Source organism: Acinetobacter sp. IRS14, from assembly GCF_034650275.1.
GTDB classification, from domain to species: domain Bacteria; phylum Pseudomonadota; class Gammaproteobacteria; order Pseudomonadales; family Moraxellaceae; genus Acinetobacter; species Acinetobacter oleivorans.
Genome location: NZ_JAOVFN010000017.1, coordinates 41,793 through 63,669, shown reverse-complemented (window position 1 = coordinate 63,669; position 21,877 = coordinate 41,793). Strand labels below are relative to the sequence as shown.

At 38.8% G+C, this 21,877-nt stretch carries 22 protein-coding genes; 12 read left to right on the top strand and 10 right to left on the bottom strand.

What is annotated here, in order from left to right; all coding sequences use genetic code 11:
• The first annotated feature begins 433 nt into the window (after nt 1-433).
• Nucleotides 434-1,495 carry a sigma-54 interaction domain-containing protein gene (locus ODQ17_RS14390; RefSeq protein WP_322904541.1) on the top strand — a complete coding sequence of 354 codons (1,062 nt, stop codon included), beginning with the start codon at nt 434-436 and terminating at the stop codon, nt 1,493-1,495.
• Nucleotides 1,496-1,798: 303 nt separating this feature from the next.
• Here the strand turns inward: ODQ17_RS14390 and ODQ17_RS14385 are convergent, their stop codons facing one another.
• Nucleotides 1,799-2,695, bottom strand: coding sequence for an acetoacetate decarboxylase (locus ODQ17_RS14385; protein WP_322904540.1), 897 nt, complete (start codon nt 2,693-2,695; stop codon nt 1,799-1,801).
• Nucleotides 2,696-3,021: 326 nt separating this feature from the next.
• Between ODQ17_RS14385 and ODQ17_RS14380 the strand changes: the two genes are divergently transcribed.
• From ODQ17_RS14380 to ODQ17_RS14365, 4 genes are all read left to right on the top strand, one after another.
• Nucleotides 3,022-3,852: an alpha/beta fold hydrolase gene (locus ODQ17_RS14380; protein WP_322904538.1), complete on the top strand. Its 831-nt coding sequence runs from the start codon at nt 3,022-3,024 to the stop codon at nt 3,850-3,852.
• Nucleotides 3,853-4,012: 160 nt separating this feature from the next.
• The gene (locus ODQ17_RS14375) at nt 4,013-5,254 is read left to right on the top strand and encodes an NADH:flavin oxidoreductase/NADH oxidase family protein (RefSeq protein WP_322904536.1); all 1,242 of its coding nucleotides are present in this window, start codon (nt 4,013-4,015) and stop codon (nt 5,252-5,254) included.
• 12 nt (nt 5,255-5,266) lie between these two features.
• Entirely contained in the window at nt 5,267-6,334 is a 1,068-nt protein-coding gene (locus ODQ17_RS14370) for a saccharopine dehydrogenase family protein (protein WP_322904534.1), read from the top strand.
• A gap of 203 nt (nt 6,335-6,537) precedes the next feature.
• The gene (locus tag ODQ17_RS14365; protein ID WP_322904532.1) at nt 6,538-7,113 is read left to right on the top strand and encodes a dihydrofolate reductase family protein; all 576 of its coding nucleotides are present in this window, start codon (nt 6,538-6,540) and stop codon (nt 7,111-7,113) included.
• A 69-nt stretch (nt 7,114-7,182) separates the two neighbouring features.
• Here ODQ17_RS14365 and ODQ17_RS14360 read toward each other — a convergent pair whose 3' ends face one another.
• Complete coding sequence (locus ODQ17_RS14360) at nt 7,183-7,989, bottom strand: type 1 glutamine amidotransferase domain-containing protein (protein WP_322904530.1); 807 nt, start codon at nt 7,987-7,989, stop codon at nt 7,183-7,185.
• Nucleotides 7,990-8,064: 75 nt separating this feature from the next.
• On the bottom strand, nt 8,065-8,481 hold the full coding sequence (locus ODQ17_RS14355; protein ID WP_322904528.1) for a MerR family transcriptional regulator: 417 nt from the start codon (nt 8,479-8,481) through the stop codon (nt 8,065-8,067).
• Between the two features lie 156 nt (nt 8,482-8,637).
• Here ODQ17_RS14355 and ODQ17_RS14350 point away from each other — a divergent pair, with 156 nt between their 5' ends.
• Entirely contained in the window at nt 8,638-9,330 is a 693-nt protein-coding gene (locus ODQ17_RS14350) for a type 1 glutamine amidotransferase domain-containing protein (RefSeq protein WP_322904526.1), read from the top strand.
• An 82-nt stretch (nt 9,331-9,412) separates the two neighbouring features.
• Here ODQ17_RS14350 and ODQ17_RS14345 read toward each other — a convergent pair whose 3' ends face one another.
• Nucleotides 9,413-10,618, bottom strand: a complete 1,206-nt coding sequence (locus ODQ17_RS14345) for an NAD(P)/FAD-dependent oxidoreductase (protein WP_322904524.1) — start codon at nt 10,616-10,618, stop codon at nt 9,413-9,415.
• Between the two features lie 157 nt (nt 10,619-10,775).
• On the bottom strand, nt 10,776-11,324 hold the full coding sequence (locus ODQ17_RS14340; protein WP_003651943.1) for an RrF2 family transcriptional regulator: 549 nt from the start codon (nt 11,322-11,324) through the stop codon (nt 10,776-10,778).
• A gap of 393 nt (nt 11,325-11,717) precedes the next feature.
• On the opposite strand from ODQ17_RS14340, the gene ODQ17_RS14335 reads away from it, so the two are divergent.
• Nucleotides 11,718-12,086 (top strand): hypothetical protein, encoded by a 369-nt coding sequence (locus ODQ17_RS14335; RefSeq protein WP_026056125.1) that lies wholly within the window; start codon nt 11,718-11,720, stop codon nt 12,084-12,086.
• A gap of 57 nt (nt 12,087-12,143) precedes the next feature.
• On the opposite strand, the gene ODQ17_RS14330 is transcribed toward ODQ17_RS14335, so the two are convergent.
• The 3 genes from ODQ17_RS14330 to ODQ17_RS14320 all read right to left on the bottom strand — a co-directional run bounded on the left by ODQ17_RS14330 (nt 12,144) and on the right by ODQ17_RS14320 (nt 15,000).
• Nucleotides 12,144-13,163, bottom strand: coding sequence for an MBL fold metallo-hydrolase (locus ODQ17_RS14330; protein WP_322904522.1), 1,020 nt, complete (start codon nt 13,161-13,163; stop codon nt 12,144-12,146).
• Nucleotides 13,164-13,303: 140 nt separating this feature from the next.
• A complete protein-coding gene (locus tag ODQ17_RS14325) occupies nt 13,304-13,873 on the bottom strand; it encodes a TetR/AcrR family transcriptional regulator (protein WP_322904519.1) in 570 nt (189 codons plus the stop codon).
• A gap of 80 nt (nt 13,874-13,953) precedes the next feature.
• On the bottom strand, nt 13,954-15,000 hold the full coding sequence (locus tag ODQ17_RS14320) for an AraC family transcriptional regulator (protein WP_322904517.1): 1,047 nt from the start codon (nt 14,998-15,000) through the stop codon (nt 13,954-13,956).
• 107 nt (nt 15,001-15,107) lie between these two features.
• Between ODQ17_RS14320 and ODQ17_RS14315 the strand changes: the two genes are divergently transcribed.
• From ODQ17_RS14315 to ODQ17_RS14295, 5 genes are read left to right on the top strand one after another with little or no spacing between them, the layout of a single operon-like run.
• Complete coding sequence (locus ODQ17_RS14315; protein WP_322904515.1) at nt 15,108-15,911, top strand: SDR family oxidoreductase; 804 nt, start codon at nt 15,108-15,110, stop codon at nt 15,909-15,911.
• Nucleotides 15,908-16,654 (top strand): acetoacetate decarboxylase family protein, encoded by a 747-nt coding sequence (locus ODQ17_RS14310; protein ID WP_322904512.1) that lies wholly within the window; start codon nt 15,908-15,910, stop codon nt 16,652-16,654. The genes ODQ17_RS14315 and ODQ17_RS14310 overlap by 4 nt, the downstream gene beginning before the upstream one ends.
• Nucleotides 16,655-16,667: 13 nt before the next feature.
• Nucleotides 16,668-17,525, top strand: a complete 858-nt coding sequence (locus ODQ17_RS14305) for a metal-dependent hydrolase (protein ID WP_322904510.1) — start codon at nt 16,668-16,670, stop codon at nt 17,523-17,525.
• Nucleotides 17,526-17,549: 24 nt separating this feature from the next.
• Complete coding sequence (locus ODQ17_RS14300; RefSeq protein WP_322904508.1) at nt 17,550-18,776, top strand: NADH:flavin oxidoreductase/NADH oxidase family protein; 1,227 nt, start codon at nt 17,550-17,552, stop codon at nt 18,774-18,776.
• Nucleotides 18,777-18,811: 35 nt separating this feature from the next.
• Nucleotides 18,812-19,681 (top strand): metal-dependent hydrolase, encoded by an 870-nt coding sequence (locus ODQ17_RS14295; protein WP_322904506.1) that lies wholly within the window; start codon nt 18,812-18,814, stop codon nt 19,679-19,681.
• 152 nt (nt 19,682-19,833) lie between these two features.
• Here the strand turns inward: ODQ17_RS14295 and ODQ17_RS14290 are convergent, their stop codons facing one another.
• Entirely contained in the window at nt 19,834-20,832 is a 999-nt protein-coding gene (locus ODQ17_RS14290) for an NADP-dependent oxidoreductase (protein WP_005305708.1), read from the bottom strand.
• Nucleotides 20,833-20,886: 54 nt separating this feature from the next.
• On the bottom strand, nt 20,887-21,690 hold the full coding sequence (locus tag ODQ17_RS14285) for an oxidoreductase (protein ID WP_322904566.1): 804 nt from the start codon (nt 21,688-21,690) through the stop codon (nt 20,887-20,889).
• Nucleotides 21,691-21,877: the final 187 nt, after the last annotated feature.

Sequence of the window (21,877 nt, the reverse complement as noted above, 5' to 3'; positions counted from 1 at the left end):
ACGATGTGGCGTGAAGGACGAATAAATAATTGGTTGGTGCTTCAATTGATTTATAAGTTGTTATAGCTAGATAAATCATAAGAGATCAACCAAACTAAAGTCTCATAGGATGCTGCGAGCAAACACTATGCCAATAAAATATTTATTAAATTTCAACAGACTGTATCTTTTTTCTCATGTGGCAGGTTGGCTTTAAATTCAAAGTGTTGATGTACTGTTGCATAAACAACACTATGCTTTTGGAATGTTGCCTATTTCACATCGAGTACTCTAAATGAGCAAATAATTAAATTTAATATTATTTGCACTTAATATTATTGGTATTAGTTATCTAGAAAACTTAGATTAAGCTACGTTGTTTAGCTATTTTTCTGATTTAAGAAAAAGTACTCGTTCAGATTGATCTCATCCACTTTAAATTTTGGAGATTATTATGGATATCGTCAAACATCCCGAATCTCGCCAACTCGTACGTACGGTTAAAGCCAGTGCATATGTATTTGAAGATCAAAATTCAAAGTGTTTAATGTCTTATGTTGAACAAATCGCACCAAGCGAAGCTTCCGTTTTAATTGTTGGTGAAACAGGAACAGGTAAAGAACTGGTTGCTCGAAAGATTCATGCTTTATCTAATCGGAAAAATAAACCCTTTGTTGCTGTAAACTGTGGTGCTTTATCTGATACGTTAGCTGAAACAGAGTTGTTCGGTCATGAAAAAGGAGCTTTTACAGGAGCCATAAGCCATCAGATCGGGTGGTTTGAAGCAGCGCATGGCGGAACCATTTTTTTAGATGAAATTGGTGATTTGTCACCAAGCATTCAAGTGAAGCTGCTAAGAATTTTACAAGAAAATGAAGTGGTTCGGGTTGGTTCTCGACAGACCAAAAAAATTGATGTCAGAGTAATTGCTGCAACGAATATTCGATTAGAAGAAGCCGTATATGCTGGTAATTTCAGAGAAGATTTATATTTTCGATTAAAAGTTGCATCGCTCCATGTTTTACCGCTTCGCCTACGAACTGGTGATATTTTGCCTCTAGCACAGCACTTCATTTATGACTATTCGCAGAGTCTGAATAAGAAACCGCCTATGTTAAGTGAAGAGGCTCAACAATTGCTCGTTGATTATCATTGGCCGGGAAATATTCGTGAGTTAGAAAATGCAATTCATCATGCATTGCTCATTTGTAAAAATAGGGTGATTCAAAGTTATGATTTCCAACTTTCCGGTTTCAAGCATAAATTACTCACTTCGGAATATGATTTTTCGATTTATCGCAACTCAAATCAAACTTTAAAACAATTGCTGTTTAGTTGGTTTGAACAAGGAATAGAAGATTTAAATGAGCAATTAGAGGCAGAAATTACAGGAGCTGCCTATGAATATTGTCATCACAATCAATTGCATACTGCAAAATTACTAGGAATAAGCCGAAATATTATTCGCGCGCGATTGATTAAACATGGTTTATTGTCTCCAAATATTCGCATATAAATCGTGCTTATTTTTTTATATCAACCCAAAATTACCATGTGATTTTGGGTTTTATTTTCTTACTCAAGAAAGATTTAATAAAATAGATAAGGGGGGCAATAGTGCTAAAAATTGATAATAAACAACAACCTAATCCTTAATATTTCAAAGAACACACTATCGCTACTGAAATAAAATTTGGTAATAATGTATTGAAAACTAGCCTACTATTTAGTTAGTAGGCTTTTAGATGTAGAAAATACAATCATGAAATATGTTTATATATCTAGTTTAACTACTCTAATCTTATTGAATAAAGCATTACTAAATTTTAACTGGCAAATTAAGCACCACCTGAGCATCCTCAATAACATCTAAGCGTAAAATTTTTGAAGCACCTAATTCATTTAGCAAATTAGTTAAAGGCCCCTCATTTTTTTCGAGTTGAACATTCTTTGGAAAAAGCTTTTGCGCAAAAGAAAGAATATTAGATTGAACGTCTGTTTGGTGCCATTTTCCATCCACTACATGTAGCATAGTTGCTTTATTAATATGTGTTTCAGAATCGACACTTTTTAAAGTAGGAACAGCAGTTTTTAAACTTAAATCTAATTTTCCATTAACATCAAAAATATTGGCTTGCACTTCTTTTGAGTTAATCTCGACATCAATTTTAGTTAACCATTTTGGTAGTTGGTAACCATATACACCACGGACTCTGGCAATTTCAGTATCAACTGGCAAAGCTAAAACATGCGCATAAAAATGACGTTGACGCATCGATTTCATTAACTCTACGATATGTGGCCCACGAGCATTAGGCTTACGGACAACAATCGCAATCGATACTTCGTTATAAGGGTCATTGTCACAAACTGAATAGGTAAAGAATGTGACGGCGACCAAACCATAGCCCGGAAATGGTTGTAACGGCGTTAAAGCAGCGGGAAGTTTTGCTTTAATTTGCTTAATCGGAGCAAGCATTAACAACTGAACATTTGCACTACGATAATAAAAGTTAGGTGCCCAAACAGGACCTACTCGGGATTCCACAATTTTTTTAGGAATATGACGGAAAAAGTCGATATTGCCAGCAGCTGGATCTTGAGCCACTTCATCTAGGTCAGGATTCATTCTAAAGCGGTCATAATAACCACCTTTCGGTACTTTGACTTTTTGTTGCCCGAATTCAACCTCAGTAAATTGTTGTTTTATATTCATTGGAGTTCACCTTTACATTAATTGACCGAGTAGCTACCGTTGTCTTTAACAAGACGTATTAATTAATAGCCAATGTGGTCACTATAAGTTTAAAGCTAACTTTAAAGTCAAGGCTTTAATTTTGACATGTCAAATCTTTGACATTTAAAAGAAATAAAATAAAAACAATTAAAGTTTAAAAAGATACAAACTTGATGAGCGTCTTCATATAAATTTTATTTTTAAAAGATGATTAAGATAGTTGACCTTAAAGTTAACTTTAAGCTTAGTATAAATATTCAAATCTTTATAACGAATCAACAAGCAGTTTTACCAGGAGAACAAAGATGGGATATGTAACCACAAAAGATGGCGTAGAAATTTTCTATAAAGATTGGGGACCACGAGATGCCCAAGTTTTATTTTTTCATCATGGTTGGCCTTTAAGTTCAGATGATTGGGACACACAGTTACTTTTTTTCCTTAAAGAAGGTTTTCGTGTAGTTGCTCATGACCGCCGTGGCCATGGACGTTCAAGTCAGGTGTGGGATGGTCATGATATGGACCACTACGCAGATGATGTCGCAGAAGTGGTCAAACATCTGAATATTAAAAATGCAATTCATATTGGACACTCTACAGGTGGCGGTGAAGTTGCTCACTATATTGCTCGTCACGGTCAAGAAAACGTTGCAAAAGCTGTTCTTGTCAGTGCAGTTCCACCACTAATGGTTAAAACTGAAAGTAATCCTGAAGGTTTACCAAAAGAAGTTTTTGACGACCTGCAAAATCAAGTTCTCACCAACCGTGCGCAATTTTTCCGAGACCTTCCATCTGGCCCGTTCTATGGTTTTAACCGACCAGATGCGAAGTCATCTGAAGGTATCATTGCTAACTGGTGGCGTCAGGGTATGACGGGCAGTGCAAAAGCACATTACGATGGTATTGTGGCATTCTCACAAACTGATTTTACAGAAGATTTAAAGAAAATCACCATTCCTGTTTTAGTGTTGCATGGTGATGATGACCAGATCGTGCCTTATAAAACTTCTGGTGTGAAATCTGCAGAGTTACTCCCAAATAGCCAACTCAAAATCTACCCAGGTTTTTCTCACGGCATGTTAACTGTAAATCATGAAGTGATTAACGCTGACTTATTGGCATTTATTCGCGAATAATTAAAAGTTTTAAAATTTTAAAAAAAGAGGCATGTCGAGTGCCTCTTTTTTTATATAAAAATAATAAATTCAATTAATTAAATCTAGAAGTGCGAAAAGGTATTGACATTAAAGTTAGCTTTAATCTTAAAGTAAAGCCATAATGAATGAGGTCATTCCAATGAAAGTGTTCGAAAAATTAGTATTCCCAAATGGCTCACATGTTCCTAACCGTATTGCTAAAGCGGCAATGGAAGAAAACATGGCCGATTTAAACCATGCACCATCAGAAGAATTAATGCGTTTATATCAAACTTGGGCAAATGGTGGTGTAGGTCTAATCATTACTGGAAATGTGATGGTAGACCGCCGAGCGATGACTGGACCGGGCGGCGTAGTGCTTGAAGATGAAAAGCATCTGGATACTTTTAAAAAATGGGCACAAATTGGTCGTTCAAAAGGCGCTCAGATTTGGCTTCAAATTAACCATCCGGGGCGTCAAATGCAAGCGAACCTTGGTCAGCAGACGTGGGCGCCATCGGCTATTTCACTTGATCTTGGCAAAATGTCAAATCGCTTTAATACACCAATTGAAATGACTGAATCTATGATTGCAGAAGTGATTCAGCGTTTTGCAAACACGGCACGTTTAGGTGAAAAAGCAGGATTTACTGGTGTGGAAATTCATGCAGCGCATGGATATTTATTAAGCCAGTTTCTTTCACCACTGAGCAATAAACGCCAAGATCGTTGGGGTGGTTCTTTAGAAAACCGCGCTCGTATTTTAATTGAGATTGTTGAAGCGGTGCGTAAAGTGGTTTCGCCAGAGTTTACCGTTGCAGTGAAACTAAATTCAGCCGATTTCCAGCGTGGCGGTTTTAGCGCTGAAGATGCTCAGCAGGTGGTTAAAATGTTAAATGAGCATGCAGTCGATTTGGTTGAACTTTCAGGTGGTAGCTATGAAGCGCCTGCAATGCAAGGCCAAGCACGTGATGGCCGTACACTTGCTCGCGAAGCTTACTTTTTAGAATTTGCGCAAGAAATTCGTAAAGTTGCCAAAATGCCTGTTATGGTCACAGGTGGCATACGCCGTAAACAAGTGGCAGAGAAAGTGGTTGAAAGTGGTGTAGATATGGTTGGTATTGCCACAGCTTTAGCGATTGAACCTAATTTGCCAAATGCTTGGAAACAAGGCAAAAATGTTTCACCTGAACTCAAGCCAATTACGTGGGAAAATAAAACATTCGCTTCACTTGCCAATATGGCTGTGGTCAAATTCCAGTTACGTAATTTAAGCGCTGGTAAAAAAACAAAACCAAATGTTTCACCAGCTTGGGCTTTAATTTTGCAACAATCAGCTATGTCATGCCGTACCCGCCAATACAAAAAAGGCATGCGTGACTATTCATTTGCTTCTAAATAAGTGAGTTGTGTTATGACAAATCCTAACGATTCAAACTGGATAATTTATGGAGCAAATGGCTACACGGGCGAGTTAATCGCTCGTGAAGCTGTACGCCAAGGTCTAAAACCAACTCTGGCTGGTCGTAACAAAGCTAAGGTTGAAACATTAGCTCAGGAGCTGGGACTCGACTATAAAGCTTTTGGGCTGGATAATGTAGATGCGGTCAGTGAACAACTCCAAGGCTTTAAACTGGTCATGCACTGTGCAGGACCATTTTCAGCAACATCAAAACCCATGATGGAAGCGTGTATTAAAGCTGGTGCTCACTATTTAGATATTACGGGTGAAATCGCTGTATTTGAATTGGCACAGTCACTTAATAGTCAAGCTGAAAAAGCCGATGTTGTGCTTTGTCCGGGTGTTGGTTTCGATGTGATTCCGACAGATTGTGTCGCTGCTGCACTGAAAGAAGCGTTGCCAGATGCGACCCATTTAGCACTTGGTTTTGACTCTAGAACAGGGTTTTCACCGGGTACTGCTAAAACAAGTACAGAAGGCATGGCCGAAGGCGGAAAAATTCGTAAAAACGGAAAAATTACCACCGTTCCATTAGCACATTATGTGCGGACCATTGATTTTGGTGACGGTAAAAAAAGTGCCATGAGTGTTCCATGGGGAGATGTATCTACAGCGTTCTATACAACAGGTATTCCAAACATTGAAGTATTTGTACCCGCATTTCCCAAAATGATTTTTGGTGCGAAAATGATGAACTATTTACGCCCAGTATTAAAAATCAATGCCGTGCAGAAGTTTATTAAGTCGCGTATTGAAAAAACAGTTGTGGGACCAAATGAGGAACTCCGCGCGAAAGTACCTACCTATGTTTGGGGTGAAGCCAGAAATTCACGTGGGGAAATCAAAACTGCCCGCATTCAAACGGAAAATGCGTATAGCCTTACCGTAAATGGCTCACTGACTGTGGTGAATTATTTACTCAAAAATACCGTGAAAGGCGGTACATATACGCCAGCAAAACTGATGGGTTATAAACTAGTGACTGAGCTGCCGGGTTCTGGTCCGCTAGTCATTAATTAATAAAGCCCTTATTAAAACAGCATGTTGATAGATAGTCCCGAATAAGGAGTCATTCTTGTTCGGGTTATTTTTAAATATTTCAAGTAAATATAGCTTTCTATAGATAAAAAGAAAAATAGAAAACAAAACACTCCATAAGAAATAATTCAAATTGAATATACTAAAAAGCGATAAATATTTTTCATAACAAAGGAATGAGAATAATGAGAAAACTCATACTGTTTCTACATGCATCGCTAGACAGTTTTGTCGAAGGTCCAAATGGGGCAATGGACATAGGCTGGATTGCTTACGATGCCGATTTAGCAAATCATGCCAAAGAGATTTTGAGCACTGCCGATACGGTAATTTGGGGACGTGCGACTTACCAGATGATGCATAATTACTGGCCAACCATGCTTTCAAACCCAGAAGCTTCGGAGCATGAACGAAATCACGCTGAGTGGATTGAAAAGACTGAAAAAATCGTTTTTTCAACTACTTTAGATACAGTTGAATGGAATAATTCCCGTCTTGTAAAAGACCATGTTGAAGAAGAAATTAATAAGCTCAAACAGCAAGCGGGTAAGGATATGGTGATTCTGGGCAGTCCGCGGTTCGCGCACTATTTGCTGCAACTTGGTTTAATCGATGAATATAAAATTACCGTTTCGCCCGTACTGATTGGTAGTGGTTTGCCACTATTCCAAGGCATTCAGCAAAAGACCAATCTTAAACTCATTGAAAATAAAACTTTTGCTTCTGGCGCCATCGGTCTTCATTATCAAAAGATAAGCTGATTTTTTTCTATAATATTTGTATGGAAAAGACGAATTACAGTGCTGGTCTGTAATTCGTCTTTTTTATATTTATTGAATTGTACTTAAACGCTTAACAACTGCTTCAGCAATTTCTTTACTCGACTGAGGGTTTTGTCCAGTAATAAGTCTATCGTCCGAAACTACATACGAGGTAAACGGAATAAACGCTTCCTTGTATTTTGCTCCACGTTCAATGAGACCATTTTGTAGAGAAAAAGGAACTTGAGACTTAATACCTGAAAGTGTTTCTTCAATATTTGCAAAACCAGTCACGGTTCTACCTGCAATTAAGGATTTGCCATTTTCATCCTGTAAAGGCAATAAACCGCCTACGCCGTGGCATACTGCTGAAACGACTCCACCTTGGCGATAGATCTGTTCACTAATGTTTTGCAAAGCTTTATTGGTTGGGAAATCCCACATGGTTCCATGGCCACCGGTATAGTAAATGGCTTTGTATTGCGAAGGATTAATCACATTTAGAGCTAATGTTGTTTTTAACCGCTGCATAAAGGCTGGGTCGGCTAAATGCTGACGGGCAGATTTGTCTAAGTAAATAGACTTTAAGCTACGTTCATCTAGTGGAACTTCACCACCTAAAGGACTTACAAAATCCATGTCATAGCCAGCAGCCAAAGCGACATCGTAAAAATGAGTGAGTTCGGTCAGCCAAAGTCCTGTTTTATCAGAACGGGAAGGATAATCCGAGTGATTAGTCATTACGACTAAAATTTTTCCGTTTGCTTTGGTAAGGCTTTGAGCTTTATTTGACTCAGCGGCATGTACCACATGTGTAGTCAAAAAAATGGCAAAAATAATGGTTAACCAACGCTGAAAATTCCAAACTTTAAACATGACAGGTCCTCATTCATCACCTGTAGCCAATCTTATGTTTAAAGCATACTTTAAGGTCAATAGGTCTCGAAGAAATTACGGTGTTTTGGCTTTGTCGAAATAGAGATTCATGAGCCGTTCTGCATTTTGCTCACACGTAATTTCATCAGGTTTGTCATTAATGGCATTAATCATGATACGTAAGTTTTGCTTACTCACCTTGAGTTTTTGTTCTAAAAGTTCTATTTCCTGAATTTTTAATTCAATTGTTTGAATAAGGGCATCATGGTTCCAAATGGCAACTTTTGAAGGCAAAAAAGCTTTAATTTCTGCTAAAGAAAAACCAACTTGCTGGGCTTGTTGAATAAGAGAAAGTTGCTTCAAATCGTTATCGGTATATTCACGATAACCATTCGATTTTCTTTTTGCTTTAGGTAAGAGTTTGATTTGCTCGTAGTAACGAATTGTTGGGGTGCTTAAGCCGCTTAATTTTGATAACTCGCTAATATTCATGGCCACAGACTCTATTGACATTAAAGTTAACTTTAGACTTATAGTAGTGTAAAAGCAAGGTTCATAACTTTACTAACCACACACTTTAAGTAACAGCTTTCTATGCTTTGATAGATGAAAGAATAGAATTATAAATATGAAAAATGAGGTGAGAAAATGTCTAAACGCATATTACACGTCGTCACCAATGTTTCACGTTATAAGGATGTAGATGAACCAACAGGGCTATGGTTAGGCGAGCTCACTCATGCCTATGATGAGTTTGAAAAGCAAGATTACATACAAGATATTGTTAGCCCAAATGGCGGTAAAACTCCAATTGAACCTAAGTCACTTTTGCCTTTAGTTGCAGATAAGTCTGTTAAAGACCGAGAAAAAGATCAATCTTTTATTATGCTGCTAGCAAATACATTTAAGCCTTCCGATATTTATTGGCAAGATTATGACGTAATCTATTACACAGGTGGTCACGGTGTGATGTGGGATTTTTTAGATAACCCTCAACTTCAAGAAATCACCAAAAATATTTATGAAAATGGCGGCATAGTTTCCAGCGTTTGTCATGGCTATTGTGGCTTGCTCAATGTACGACTTTCAAATGGTGAGCGACTGATAAAACATAAGAAGTTAACAGGCTTTGCTTGGAGTGAAGAGGTTCTGGCAGGGGTAGCAAAAAAAGTGCCGTACAATGCCGAAGAGTTAGCGAAAGAATATGGCGCTCATTATGAAAAAGCTTTTATTCCCTTTGCACCATATGTAGTTCAAGACGGCAAGTTAATTACAGGTCAAAACCCTTTTTCAGCTAGAAAGACGGCTTTAGCAATAGTAGCAGAGCTAGAAAAGTCGTAATTGTTAATGATTCAAACATAAATCCGACAAGCAAAACCAGTGACGGTTTTGCTTGTCGGCTGGGATCTAGCACGGCTAATTTTTAAGGAACAATCACAAAATCAGGGTTTGCTATTGCAAAAACTGCTTCGCGGTCTGCGGCTGGTGGATAAATCCAGACGGTATTAATTTCTTGTTTAATTTTTTTAGCTGCATCACGCACAAATTGAACTTGGCGATCCCAACCTTCGCTATAAAGTGCGCCCCACGGACCTAAGTCAACACACGTCACATACTTCGGTTGACTGTATGGATGAAGTGGTAAATCAACTAGTTCTGCGGCAGCATTGTAACCCGCTACACGACCTAGACTCATGGCATGTTGGCAAGACATCACGTTAAAGTTACCTAAATCATCAGTTGGAACTTTTACAGTGTCGCCAGTCACAAAAATATTTTTTGCTTGAGGTGCGTGTAAATAAGCATCCCCAATCAAACGGCCTAAATTATCTTTTTCACCAGCAATTTGAGAGGTGAGTGGGTTGGCTCGCATGCCCGCAGTCCAAATCACGGTTTCTGTTTCAATTCTTTCGCCGTTTGAAAGCGTTACCCCTGATGCATTAAGTGCAGTAACGCGTAGCCCAGCTTTACCTTCCACACCGAGTTCTGTGAGAGCTTCTCGTATAACTGTAGCTGCTTGGTCACCCATCGCCGCGCCAATTTCTGTTGAGGAATCAACTAAAACTACACGGACATCAGTTTCACCTAAAATGCTACGCAGACGTTCAGGCATTTCGGTAACGGTTTCTAACCCAGTAAGACCACCACCTGCAACGACCACCGTATTACGCGCTGCATTTGCAGGTTTATTGGCTAAGTTTTTAAGGTGCTGATCTAGTTTCTCCGCATCTTCTAGTGTGCTTACGCTAAAGCCATATTCGGTAAGACCCGATATAGGCGGCATAAACGTAGTACTTCCGGTTGCCAGAATAAAACGGTCATAGCTTAAAGTTTGTTTGCTGCCATCGGTGGTTGAAACTTCAATTTCCTGTTGGTCGGCATCAATTTTATTTACCCAACCTGCCAGAAATTTAACCCCAACCACACTTAATAACTCTGAAATATCAGGGTTCATGTTTTCAAGCACAGCTTCATAAAGACGAGGACGAATACCAACATTCGGGCTAGGAGAAACCATCACCACTTCAATATTTTGTTCTTGCGACGCTAAGTGAATTGCTCTTTGTGCAGCGAGTGCAGCCCATAAACCAGCAAAGCCAGAACCTGCAATAATAATACGCTTGCTCATTTGATTATCCTTTTGATAGATTTTCGGACAACACATTCCAACTCATCACAAAATTTAGGGTGAGCGAATCCTTTCTCTGATTGTCCGAAAAATCTGAGAAGGCGTTTAAAACGATTAGGGGTGTTATTGCTCTAGGGTTTGAGACCCTTTCAGCTCATTAGTCGGGGGTATCCCGTGAGATTTTGTTTTTCCGCATTTTTGCTGTTCTTCCTTCGATGCGTTCATTGATCCAGCCATTTACATCACTAAAAAATACGTCGGGTGCATAACGGCCAAAACGGTCAGCAATATCACCAAGTGTATGAGCACCTAAAGCGTCTCGCATGGCTTTTTCGGCCTGTAGCATGACGGCATGCACTGCACACACACCACTGGTTGCCCAATCTGGCGGAGCATGATTAAAGACTGCGCATTTACCACGAACTTCTTGGCACTCAAAAAGTGGTTTTTCACCTTCGATTGCATTCACAATATCTAAAAAACTGATTTCATGAGCAGATCGAGCCAGTAAATACCCACCACGAACACCTTCTTGAGCAATAACGAGACCTGCCTTTTCAAGTTTAGGAAAAATCTTGGCCATAAAACTTGGAGAGACTCCTTGTAATTCAGCAAGATCCTTACTACTCAAAGGTTTATCTTCATTGTTCACAAGAAAAAGAAGACAGTGAATCGCATACTCGACGCTACTAGTGATATAAGCCATTTAATTTCATAATTGATCAACTACAAACACAGACTAATGCAGTCTGCGTTTTTAGTCAATAATAAAACTAAGACGAAGTTAGTCCTAGTTTTGAAAAAGACTCTTTTAAAGCGTTAATCATGAATATATCTAATTGAATAATTTAAATTTTATTAAATAATAAATTTTTAATAATTTATTTAGTTCACTTGAGTGTAAAAATTTCTAATAGATGTTTAATGAGGTAGTTCACAACTTATAAGTAAGATAGAGGAAAGGGGTTAGACATTTATCATTTATTTATAGAGTCTTTTAAATTATATTTGTGTAGATTGTTTCAATTAAAATATTGAATAGCTTTATCTGAATAAAAATATTTTTTACATAGCACGATGAATGAATAAGAGAGTTGTTTTGAAAACTGAATTTATTATTAGATGTATTTATGCACTTTGTCTTATCGGTGCAGGGTTCAACCATTTACAAACAGTTTTGATGCACGGTTTGTTTTGGGACTATAACAATGCACCACTATTTACCTGTATTTATTGGACATCTTTAACGTTTATTGATCCACTTGCAGCAATTCTTCTATTTTATAGACCTCGTATCGGCTTAATTCTAACTTTTCTCATTATATTTAGTGATGTCATTCACAACACTTGGATTACATTAAAAGTGGGCCGAGACTTACTCAACTATATGTATATTTCCCAATTTTTATTTCTGGTTTTTGTTTTGTGCACAATTAAGTTTCCTTGGAAGGCACATAAGACAAGTTAAAATTTAAAGATTGGAGAGCAAAAGCATTCTTTTACTCTCCAAATAATTTCGTCAAACTTACGAACGCCACCAATAATTTTCGACATTTGGTTCATTAAGATTCAAGAGTTCTCCCATTTGCGGTGTGCTAATCGCTAACGCATTTTCTTTAGCTAAATCGACAATACGTTCAAACGGGTCATCCCAAGCATGAAGTGCCAAATCAAAAGTACCGTTGTGTACAGGTAACAAATGACGACCTTTTAAATCGATATGTGCTTGCAAAGTTTGCTCTGGTTGCATATGAACATCAGGCCATTCAGGGTCGTAAGCACCAGTTTCTAACATGGTTAGATCGAAGGGGCCATAACGATGTCCAATCTCTTTAAATCCATCGAAATAGCCTGTGTCACCACTAAAAAATACACGCAAGTCATTATCAATAATCACCCACGAAGCCCAAAGGGTCGCATTACTATCGCCCATACCACGGCCTGAAAAATGATGCGCAGGGGTAGCCACCAATTTTAGTCCATCCACATGAGTAGTATCCCACCAATCAAGTTGTTGAACTTTTTCTGCTGGAATTCCCCATTTAATGAGTGTGTCACCCACACCAAGCGGTGTTAAGAAGTGCTCAACCTTATCGTTAAGTTGCATCACTGCATGGTAGTCGAGATGGTCGTAGTGATTATGCGACAAAATCACGCCTTTAATGGGCGGTAAGTCCGCAATGCTAATCGGTGGCTGGTGGAAGCGTTTTGGTCCAAGCCATTGAAAAGGTGATGCACGTTCTGAAAAAACTGGGTCGGTTAACCAAAATTCATTTTGCAGTTTTAGTAAGATAGTTGAGTGGCCCAAACGAAATAGAGAGCGATCGGGTGCACTTAATAACTGCTCTTTCGACAAACTTAAAACAGGAATTTCTTTGTTTGGAACGGTGTCTTTTGGTTTGTTAAATAAAAACTTCCACATCAGCTGAAGTGTTTTGCCAAAAGAAGGCTTGTGTTGGTTTGGACGCGTATTTCTAAATTTGCCATTGTGCTGTTGAGATGGCATTAAGGGAGAAGGCAAGTCTGTTGTGTTTGAAATAGTCATCTTGTTTTTCCTTATTGGAACAAACCTATATGTGCAAATAAGAACTTGGGCTAAGTGCTTATTTTGATTTATTTAAATGAGTATTTGCTCACTCATTAATTGGTTTAAAAATAAGGACGCCGCGCATCCTTAACTTTTATCTAAATTGAAACTGCATGCCAAAACGCTTCAAAACCAGATTTACGATAACGCTCGGCTTGAGAAGGGTCTTGGGTAATAAAATTAAGTGTAACTTCTGCAAGCGCACCTAAAATTGAAGCAATAAATAACGGTGGATAATCTCTTAATTTGCCATCGTTAATACATTCTTGAATGTTTTGGGTGAGGTCACAAAAGGTTTGCATGCCAATTTGTTTGCTTTGCTCAGTAATTTGTTCCGAAGTCGAAAGCTGTGCCATGACTTTACGTTTAAGAGGAGCTTCTAAACTCCAGTCCAAATAGCTTTGCCAAATATGCGACATTTGTATTTGTAGGTCAGAATCAGCAGGGTAACCAAGCATCATGACCTGACGTAGTTCAGCCTTTAGTGAAAGATATAACTGGTTTAGCAGTTCTTCTTTATTGCTAAAATAGGTAAATAAAGTACCTTCTGCTACACCAGCGACTTTTGCAATTTTTGAGGTAGACGCACGCTCGCCAAGCTCTGCTAATGTTTCAATAGCAGCACTTAAAATTGCATTACGTTTATCTTCACTGCGTGGACGAGCCATATATAAACACATTAATTGAGTGATTACTCAATCATACATAAAAATAGCAAGACAGCAAGATATATTTTGTTAGATCTACATTATTGATTCGTTCTAAATGTAATGGGTGTTTGACCTGTCCATTTCTTAAAAGCTCGTGTGAAATTTGTAGGTTGTATATAGCCCAGATAAAGCGCAATTTCTTGTATATCCATATCACTATGAAGTAACAAATGTTCAGCTTCTTTTTGTTGAGCTTCTTCAAGCAGTTGTAGATATGAAGAACCGACTTGGTTCAAATGGCGCCGCAATGTTCGGCTAGACATGTTTAAGCGAGTCGCAATTTCATCAAATGAGGGATAACCCACCTGTGGTTTTAAGTTTAGTTCGGCCTTTACGGTCAGGCATATATCTTTAATTTGCTCTGAAAAACGGATTTGTTCAGCTTCACACTGCGCCAGAGCTTGTTTAAAGGCAATCGGATCTGCCATTTTAATGGGTAAATCTAGAAGCTGTTTTTTATATCGAATTTGATTAGTTGCTTGATTAAATCGAATAGGTGGCAATAAATGCTGATAGACTTTGTGATAGGTAGGTTCTGGCCAATCTACCCATAACTCAATTTCGTCAAAATTATGTGCTATTAAAAATTGGCCAGTTTGAATCACACCAATCATTAAACATTCATAAAAAAATCGTCTAAGCGTTTCAGCCTGTTCGGGTTGATTACTGACAATTGGGTGAGTTTCATTAATTTCAATAATAGAAAACTCATTATTTTCAAGCAAAGCAATACGATAATCTTTTAATCGCATATTAAAGAATTGTGTTGAAACCTCAATCGCCTGACGCAGGTTTTGACTACTCATTAAGGCATATCCCATCGGGCCATGAGCAGTTAAACGCAGTTTTAGTCCATATTCATATCCTAAGCCAGAATCTTTCGACAATAACAAGCTTTCCCACGCCAGTTTAGACCACTGCACAGGAGTAATTCGTGCATCTAATTGATCTAAAAGGTTTAAGGGAATTTTACTTTTTTTCAATATCTCAAGGGCTGAAAACCCTTTCTCGACCATGATTTCTAATAACAAATGCGCATAAGAAATAGGAATGCTGGCTTTGGAAAGCCCATAAGGATCTTTCATATTGTTTTTTATTATGGCCGAAAATGATTATCAGTATGTCTGATCCACATCTCACGCTCAAGTTAAAAGTTCGGAATAATCAATTTACTATATTTTGAGCATCAATTATGAGCTTACCTATTCCACAAGCTTCCTCTCGAGTTGTGATTACTGGCGCTTCATCGGGTATTGGTGAACAGCTAGCAAAACAGTTTGCTATGCGCGGTTATTCGTTAGTTTTGGTGGCACGTCGTGTAGACAAACTAGAGACACTCGCAGAAAAATTAAAAGCCGAATATCAAATATCCGTAGATTTATATCCATGTGATTTGGGTGATCGGGCGGCGCGAGCTAAATTTCGTGATTATTTAGAAAATATTGAAGTAGCCATTCTTTGTAATAACGCTGGATTTGCGACTTTTGGTTGCCTACAAGACTTAGATGCAGACCGAGAGCGTGAAGAAGTTGAAGTTAATTCGGTGGCAATTCATGACCTGACTTTAGCTGTGTTGCCAGAAATGATTAAAAGAAAAGCTGGGGCAATACTCATTGTGGGGTCTACCTCTGGTCATCAGCCGACTCCAGCAAATGCAACTTATGCAGCAACTAAGGCGTTTGCCAATTCTTTTGCCGAGTCATTACATAGTGAACTTAAAGGAACAGGTGTCAGTTGTACGCTACTGGCTCCGGGGCCAACCAAAACTGGTTTTAATGAAGTTGCAGGCATTACAAAAATTGATGGTGTTGGTGGCGGTCTTGTTTGGGTAACCGCAGAACGCGTCGCCAAAGAAGCCATTCAGGGAATGGATCGGAATTGTCGAATTGTGATTCCGGGTTTCGTGGCACAGGCCCAAACCTTTGGAGGGCGTTACACACCACGCATTATTTTGCTGCCCATTCTTAAACAAGTATTTTCGAGATTAAGCCCATGAAACAATTGATTAATGACTTACGTGTGCCTGTGGGTTTAGCCAATCTTGGCAATAAGCTTTATCACAATGCCCACTATTTGACTGCTGTCGTTGAAGTCGATGAAAAAGCGATGGCACGTTGGTTACCTTCTGGAATGACACTGGTTAAACCTGCCATAGCCGATCTGTTTTGTGCGTATTTCCCTGAAAATGTCTATACGGGTGCTTACCATGAAGCGGGTCTATTTGTTCATATTAAAGTTGGCAACAGAACAGGAATCTTTTGTCCTTGGATGATTTTGGATGATGACCGAGCCATGATTATTGGCCGTGAATTGCTCGGCTACCCTAAAAAGATGGGAGAAATTAGCTGGGAAAATGATGGCAAACGCATTTTAAGCAAAGCTTCACGCCGAGGCACAACACTCATTGAAATGGAAGCCAAGCTTGGTGAAGTTATTCATGATGCACCTCCAATTTTAGGATTACCGCATCGGAATATTACGGGTGGATTAGGAATTGGTTTACCCCGTGAAGTTCGATTCACCCCGAAAGAGCATCCAGTTGAAGTGCGTCAGGTTGAAATGAACTTACGTTTTACAGGCACAGCAAACGATCCTTTACATGATATGGGGTTAGGCGAAGTTATAGAGGCCAGATTACATCGCGTTGATTTGTCGGGAGGGTTAATTCCACCGATTCAAATACCTCGTTTACGCACGCCGTTATTTTTATTACGTCAGTTTAATCCACGCGTTTTATAACTGGAGAATAAACATGAACGCATTTTTTCAGTCAAAACCAGCCCAAGATTTTTCTAAAATTTCTGCATCAATTGACATTACAGTGCGCCAGTTAGACTTATCTTTTCCAGATGAAATACCAGAGTTTTGGTTTAAAAATAATCCCTTGCTGACCATGTTATTTACAGCCTTATCAAGTGCTTTCCCAGATGGTGAACGGCAGTTTATTTATAGTGTGCGTAATTATCAGGACAAAATTAGCGATCCTATTTTGCTTAAACAAGTCCGAGCTTTTATTGGTCAAGAAGCACATCACGGCAAAGAGCACGATGCGCTTAATGCTGCGATGCTTAAAAAAGGTTATCCCGTTGAACGTATCTATAAGCGTTTTAAAAAGATGAACCGTATGTTGCAGCAACGATTTTCTTTAGAGCATCAATTGGCTTGCACGGTATGTATGGAGCATTTAACGGCAATTTTAGCGGACTATTTTATTAGCATCGCGCCTCAAGACTTAGAGTTGTTTGATGTTCATTTGCGGAAAATTTGGGCTTGGCATGCGATTGAAGAAACAGAGCATAAAGCTGTGGCGTTTGATGTCTACCAATCTTTAGTGAATAGACCTTACTTCTTACGACTAGTGATGTTAGAAACCACGATTTCTTTTCTCATTATTACTACCAGAGGAACAAAAGAGCTTTTAAAGGCTTCTGGCAAAAATAGAGATTTTAAAAATCTATATGTGGGTTTGAAATATTTGCTTGGCAGTCAAGGTGTGATCCGAAAAATTAGTCGCAGTTACTTAGATTTTTATTCTAAAGATTTTCATCCTTGGCAACACGATAACCGTGAACAAATGATGAAATTAAAAGACCTATATCTTAATGAATGATTTTTAAATTTAGGAAGAAACAAAATGACAAAACCTAATTCAAAACCCACATTAGCAAGTCCTTTAACGTTAGCCTGTGGCATTAGCATTCCAAACCGAATTGCCAAATCTGCAATGAGTGAACAACTTGCCGATCGGCATGGTTCACCGACCACTGACTTACAACAGTTGTATGCAGCTTGGGCCAGAGGTGGAGCAGGGTTGTTAATTACCGGCAATGTCATGATTGACCATCGTGCTTTTGTGGAACCACGAAATGTGGTTTTAGAGTCAGCAGAATTTCTGCAAGCAAATAAGTTATGGGCTCAGGCTGCACAAGCCAATGGCAGCAAAATTATTATGCAAATTAACCATCCCGGCCGTGTTGCAGTTTTACCACTTTTGAAAAAGCCAATAGGCCCTTCAGCAGTTGGGCTTGATTTACCTGCCATGAATATTATTCGCATTCCGCTTGCGATGACCGAAGCGGAAATATATGAACAGATCAATCGATTTGCTCAAACTGCGAGGCTGGCTATTGAAGCTGGTTTTGATGGAGTACAGGTGCATGCAGCGCATGGCTATTTACTCTCACAATTTTTATCAGCTCTAGCCAATGTTCGGACAGATCAGTGGGGTGGTAGTCCTGAAAACCGACGCCGTATGCTCATTGAAACAGTTCAGGCTGTGCGAGCTGCAATAGGCAAAGACAAAATATTAAGTGTAAAACTCAACTCTGCCGATTTTCAAAAAGGTGGCTTAAGTCAGGAAGAATCGATAGACATTGCATTAGCTTTAGAAGCAGAAGGGATCGACCTCTTAGAGATTTCAGGCGGGAATTATGAATCCCCTGCACAGTTAGGCTATGCACCAGATCGTTCTGCTCAGCGTGATGCATATTTTATTGACTATGCCACTGCACTTCGTAAAAAAAGCAAATTACCACTCATGTTAACAGGCGGACTGCGCGATGTAGATTTTATGAACCATATTGTTGCCAATGGTACGGTCGATTTGGTTGGATTGGCTCGACCTTTTGCAGTACAGCCAGATTTAGCAAAACAACTGTTAGCCGGAAAATCGGTATTAAAACCAGCAAAAATTCCAGCCATTGGATACAAACCTGTAGATGCCTATTTACAACTGGCCTGGCACGCGACCCAATTCCGCCGTATTAGCCGTGGGCAACAACCTAAAGCAATTAAGGGGTTACTTAAGACATTTGTTGCTTTTGGCCCACGTATGGGCTTTAACATTTTGACTCAGGATTAATGGTAAGAGTTTTTGATATATAAGGATTTATTATCATGAATAGTTTAATCAGACAAAACCATGTCATTATGCCGCGGCGTCCAGTATTTAATTTTACTGAAACCCCATGTCATTGGATTTATGATGATCCCATGGTTTCACAGATATTAAATTCAATTAACCCAATTACGCCTGCACCAGAACGTTGGTTTTGTCAGACGTTTAGAGATGCATTGCCTTATATTAAAGATGAAAAACTGAAAGAGGCAGCAATTGCTTTCATTAAACAAGAGGGTGCTCATAGTTATGGGCACACTCTCGGAACTCGGCATATAGAGGCGTTAGGGATTGATTTAAGTCGTTATACTAAAATGATGAATTGGATATTTAATGACATGATTGGCTCAAAACCATTAGGCTATGAATTGAAGCATCCACGCTTAAAGTCGATGTGGCTAACGACCCGATTAGCAATGGTGGCCGCTGCCGAGCATATGACTGGAGTGTTAGGACATTGGGTTCTCAATGTAGAGGGGCTACAACAAGCACCTGTCGATGTAGAAATGTTACGTTTATTGCAATGGCACGGAGCTGAAGAGGTTGAGCACCGTGAAGTAGCCGATGCAATGTTTAGATATTTTAGCAATAGTAATGTACTTCGAGTGGGGGCAGCGGTTTTCACGTTCCCTCTATTTATTGTTTTGGCTTATGTTGCTGTCGAAAATCTAGTAGAACAAGATGCGCAATTACCACATCGTTTTCGTTTCAAAGATTATTTCCGAGCAGCTCGACAAGACCGTGTGCCTAAGGTTGACGATATAATACGTGCCTGTTTGCGATACTTTAATCCCAACCACAGCCCTTTAAATGAAGGGTCAACTGAGCAAGCCTTAACTTTTTTATCTACAATAAAAGAACTTAACTAAATAAAAGCTTGTACGAATATTGCTTCTTTTAGGCTCAAAAATAATGAATAAGACCTTTTAATTCATCTTATTCATGGTCTATAGCCGCCATATGAGCGGCTATATAATCTTCGAACCCTTGCGTAATCTAGATAATATTTGAGCTATGTACCTTATTCATCAAATTGTAAAACAACTTTCCCTTTTGCTCGTCCAGTATTTACATATTGGAGCGCTTCTTTAATTTGAATAAAGTCATAGGTTTGGTCAACTACGGGTTTAATTTTTCCAGCTTCTACCAGTTCAGTAATTTTTGAGAGCTGTTGACCATTTGGCTGCATAAATAAAAATGTATAAGTAATGCCGCGTTTTTTTGCTTTATGTCGAATTGACCAGCTTAACATCGGAATAACACATTTTAGGAACCAGTTCGGATTAACTGCCTCTGCAAAAGCATGGTCAGGTGGTCCTGAAATACTAATAAGACGTCCACCACGTTTAAGAACGTTCAGTGATTTTTCTAAGGTTTTCCCGCCTTGTGTATCTAAGACTACGTCGTAATCTTTAAGTTCTTGCTCAAAGTCCATTGTTTTATAGTCAATGATGATGTCAGCACCTAGCTCTTTCACCCAACCACTGTTTTTGGCACTAGTTGTGGTCGCAACCGTAGCGCCAAGTGATTTGGCAAGTTGAATTGCAATTGAACCTACACCACCTGAACCTGCATGAATAAGTACTTTTTGACCAGCTTTAACTTTTGCAATTTCAACTAGTGCTTGCCATGAAGTTAAGGCAACTAATGGTAGGGCTGCCGCCTGTTCCATTGAAATATTTTGCGGTTTCAGTGCAAGTGAAGACTGTTGAACCACAGTATATTCAGCAAAAGCGCCGTTTAAATCTGTCTTGGCATAGACTTCATCTCCAGCTTTAAACTGGGTAACCTTCGATCCAACTTCTACGACTGTACCTGCAAAATCATTGCCTAATATAAAAGGAAACTTCACTGGGAGAATTGCTTTAAATTCACCCTCTAAAACTCTTAAGTCGAGAGGGTTAATGCTGGCTGCATGAACTTTAACGAGCACAGCGTCTGCTGTTAGTGGTGGTTGAGATTGTTCATCGAGCTGTACGTCATCAATGTTGCCATAACGGCTAATGTAGGCTGCTTTCATTTGAAACCTCTATTTCTCAAAATTATTTTAAAGTTTTATAGGCTTGGGTTTGTTCTAAACTTTCAAGCTACGGTGAATTAATTTGTCAAAGATCTTTGCAGGTGCAAATCGTCTTAACGCTTTTAAGCTTTTTGCAGTTTTTCCTGCTGTGTAGCGTGGCACAACATGTTGACTTTGAATGACCGCTAAAATTGTATTGGCAACCACACTCGGGTCATCTGACTTATTAATTGAATTAATCATTTGTTTATGTAGCTTTTCACGAGTTTGATCGTAAAAAGAAATTTTATTATCTGCTTCGAGTAAGTTTACTCCCAAAGAAGTATTAGTGTAAGCAGGTTCAATAAGTGACACACGAATGCCTTGAGATCTTAATTCGTGATCTAAAGATTCAGAGTAGCCTTCAAGGGCATGTTTTGAAGCAGCGTAAAGTGCACCAAAAGGCAGAGGTAAAAGCCCAAGAATTGAACTGATATTTAAGATCAATCCTGATTTTTTCTGGCGCATATGTGGTATCACTGCACGAGTCATTCGAACCGCACCAAAAAAATTGGTATCAAAAATAGCCTGTGCTTGTTGCATTGAACTTTCTTCGGCGCCAGCAGGTGCTATTGCAAACCCAGCATTATTAATTAAGACATCAATTTTTCCTTCGCTTGAGATGACTTTCTCAACGGCTTGGGCAACTGAATCATCTTGATTTACATCTAACTCAATAAGATGGAATTTGTATTTTGATGAATCTTTTGCTTGTCGGCTTGTGCCATAAACAATAAATCCAACCTCATGTAAAAGGTTTGCTGTTGCTAAACCAATACCAGAAGATGCGCCTGTAATGAGAACTACTTTACCAGTCATACCATTTTTTCCAATTTGAATGTGTTCGCTATTCAGTTTCACCTTGATATTTTCATCATAATCTAAAAATAAAATAGTTACTACTAAAATGATAGTGACAATGCATTTTTGTCTATGTATAGTTAGTACTAAATCGATATTAACTCTGTTTTTTATCTTTTCTCCCTTTGAAAGATCACTCATAAAA

Coding starts and splice junctions, on each gene's coding strand:
- ODQ17_RS14390 (WP_322904541.1), top strand. CDS start 434: ATGGATATCGTCAAACATCCCGAATCTCGCCAACTCGTACGTACGGTT.
- ODQ17_RS14385 (WP_322904540.1), bottom strand. CDS start 2,695: ATGAATATAAAACAACAATTTACTGAGGTTGAATTCGGGCAACAAAAA.
- ODQ17_RS14380 (WP_322904538.1), top strand. CDS start 3,022: ATGGGATATGTAACCACAAAAGATGGCGTAGAAATTTTCTATAAAGAT.
- ODQ17_RS14375 (WP_322904536.1), top strand. CDS start 4,013: ATGAAAGTGTTCGAAAAATTAGTATTCCCAAATGGCTCACATGTTCCT.
- ODQ17_RS14370 (WP_322904534.1), top strand. CDS start 5,267: ATGACAAATCCTAACGATTCAAACTGGATAATTTATGGAGCAAATGGC.
- ODQ17_RS14365 (WP_322904532.1), top strand. CDS start 6,538: ATGAGAAAACTCATACTGTTTCTACATGCATCGCTAGACAGTTTTGTC.
- ODQ17_RS14360 (WP_322904530.1), bottom strand. CDS start 7,989: ATGTTTAAAGTTTGGAATTTTCAGCGTTGGTTAACCATTATTTTTGCC.
- ODQ17_RS14355 (WP_322904528.1), bottom strand. CDS start 8,481: ATGAATATTAGCGAGTTATCAAAATTAAGCGGCTTAAGCACCCCAACA.
- ODQ17_RS14350 (WP_322904526.1), top strand. CDS start 8,638: ATGTCTAAACGCATATTACACGTCGTCACCAATGTTTCACGTTATAAG.
- ODQ17_RS14345 (WP_322904524.1), bottom strand. CDS start 10,618: ATGAGCAAGCGTATTATTATTGCAGGTTCTGGCTTTGCTGGTTTATGG.
- ODQ17_RS14340 (WP_003651943.1), bottom strand. CDS start 11,324: ATGGCTTATATCACTAGTAGCGTCGAGTATGCGATTCACTGTCTTCTT.
- ODQ17_RS14330 (WP_322904522.1), bottom strand. CDS start 13,163: ATGACTATTTCAAACACAACAGACTTGCCTTCTCCCTTAATGCCATCT.
- ODQ17_RS14325 (WP_322904519.1), bottom strand. CDS start 13,873: ATGGCTCGTCCACGCAGTGAAGATAAACGTAATGCAATTTTAAGTGCT.
- ODQ17_RS14320 (WP_322904517.1), bottom strand. CDS start 15,000: ATGAAAGATCCTTATGGGCTTTCCAAAGCCAGCATTCCTATTTCTTAT.
- ODQ17_RS14315 (WP_322904515.1), top strand. CDS start 15,108: ATGAGCTTACCTATTCCACAAGCTTCCTCTCGAGTTGTGATTACTGGC.
- ODQ17_RS14310 (WP_322904512.1), top strand. CDS start 15,908: ATGAAACAATTGATTAATGACTTACGTGTGCCTGTGGGTTTAGCCAAT.
- ODQ17_RS14305 (WP_322904510.1), top strand. CDS start 16,668: ATGAACGCATTTTTTCAGTCAAAACCAGCCCAAGATTTTTCTAAAATT.
- ODQ17_RS14300 (WP_322904508.1), top strand. CDS start 17,550: ATGACAAAACCTAATTCAAAACCCACATTAGCAAGTCCTTTAACGTTA.
- ODQ17_RS14295 (WP_322904506.1), top strand. CDS start 18,812: ATGAATAGTTTAATCAGACAAAACCATGTCATTATGCCGCGGCGTCCA.
- ODQ17_RS14290 (WP_005305708.1), bottom strand. CDS start 20,832: ATGAAAGCAGCCTACATTAGCCGTTATGGCAACATTGATGACGTACAG.
- ODQ17_RS14285 (WP_322904566.1), bottom strand. CDS start 21,690: ATGACTGGTAAAGTAGTTCTCATTACAGGCGCATCTTCTGGTATTGGT.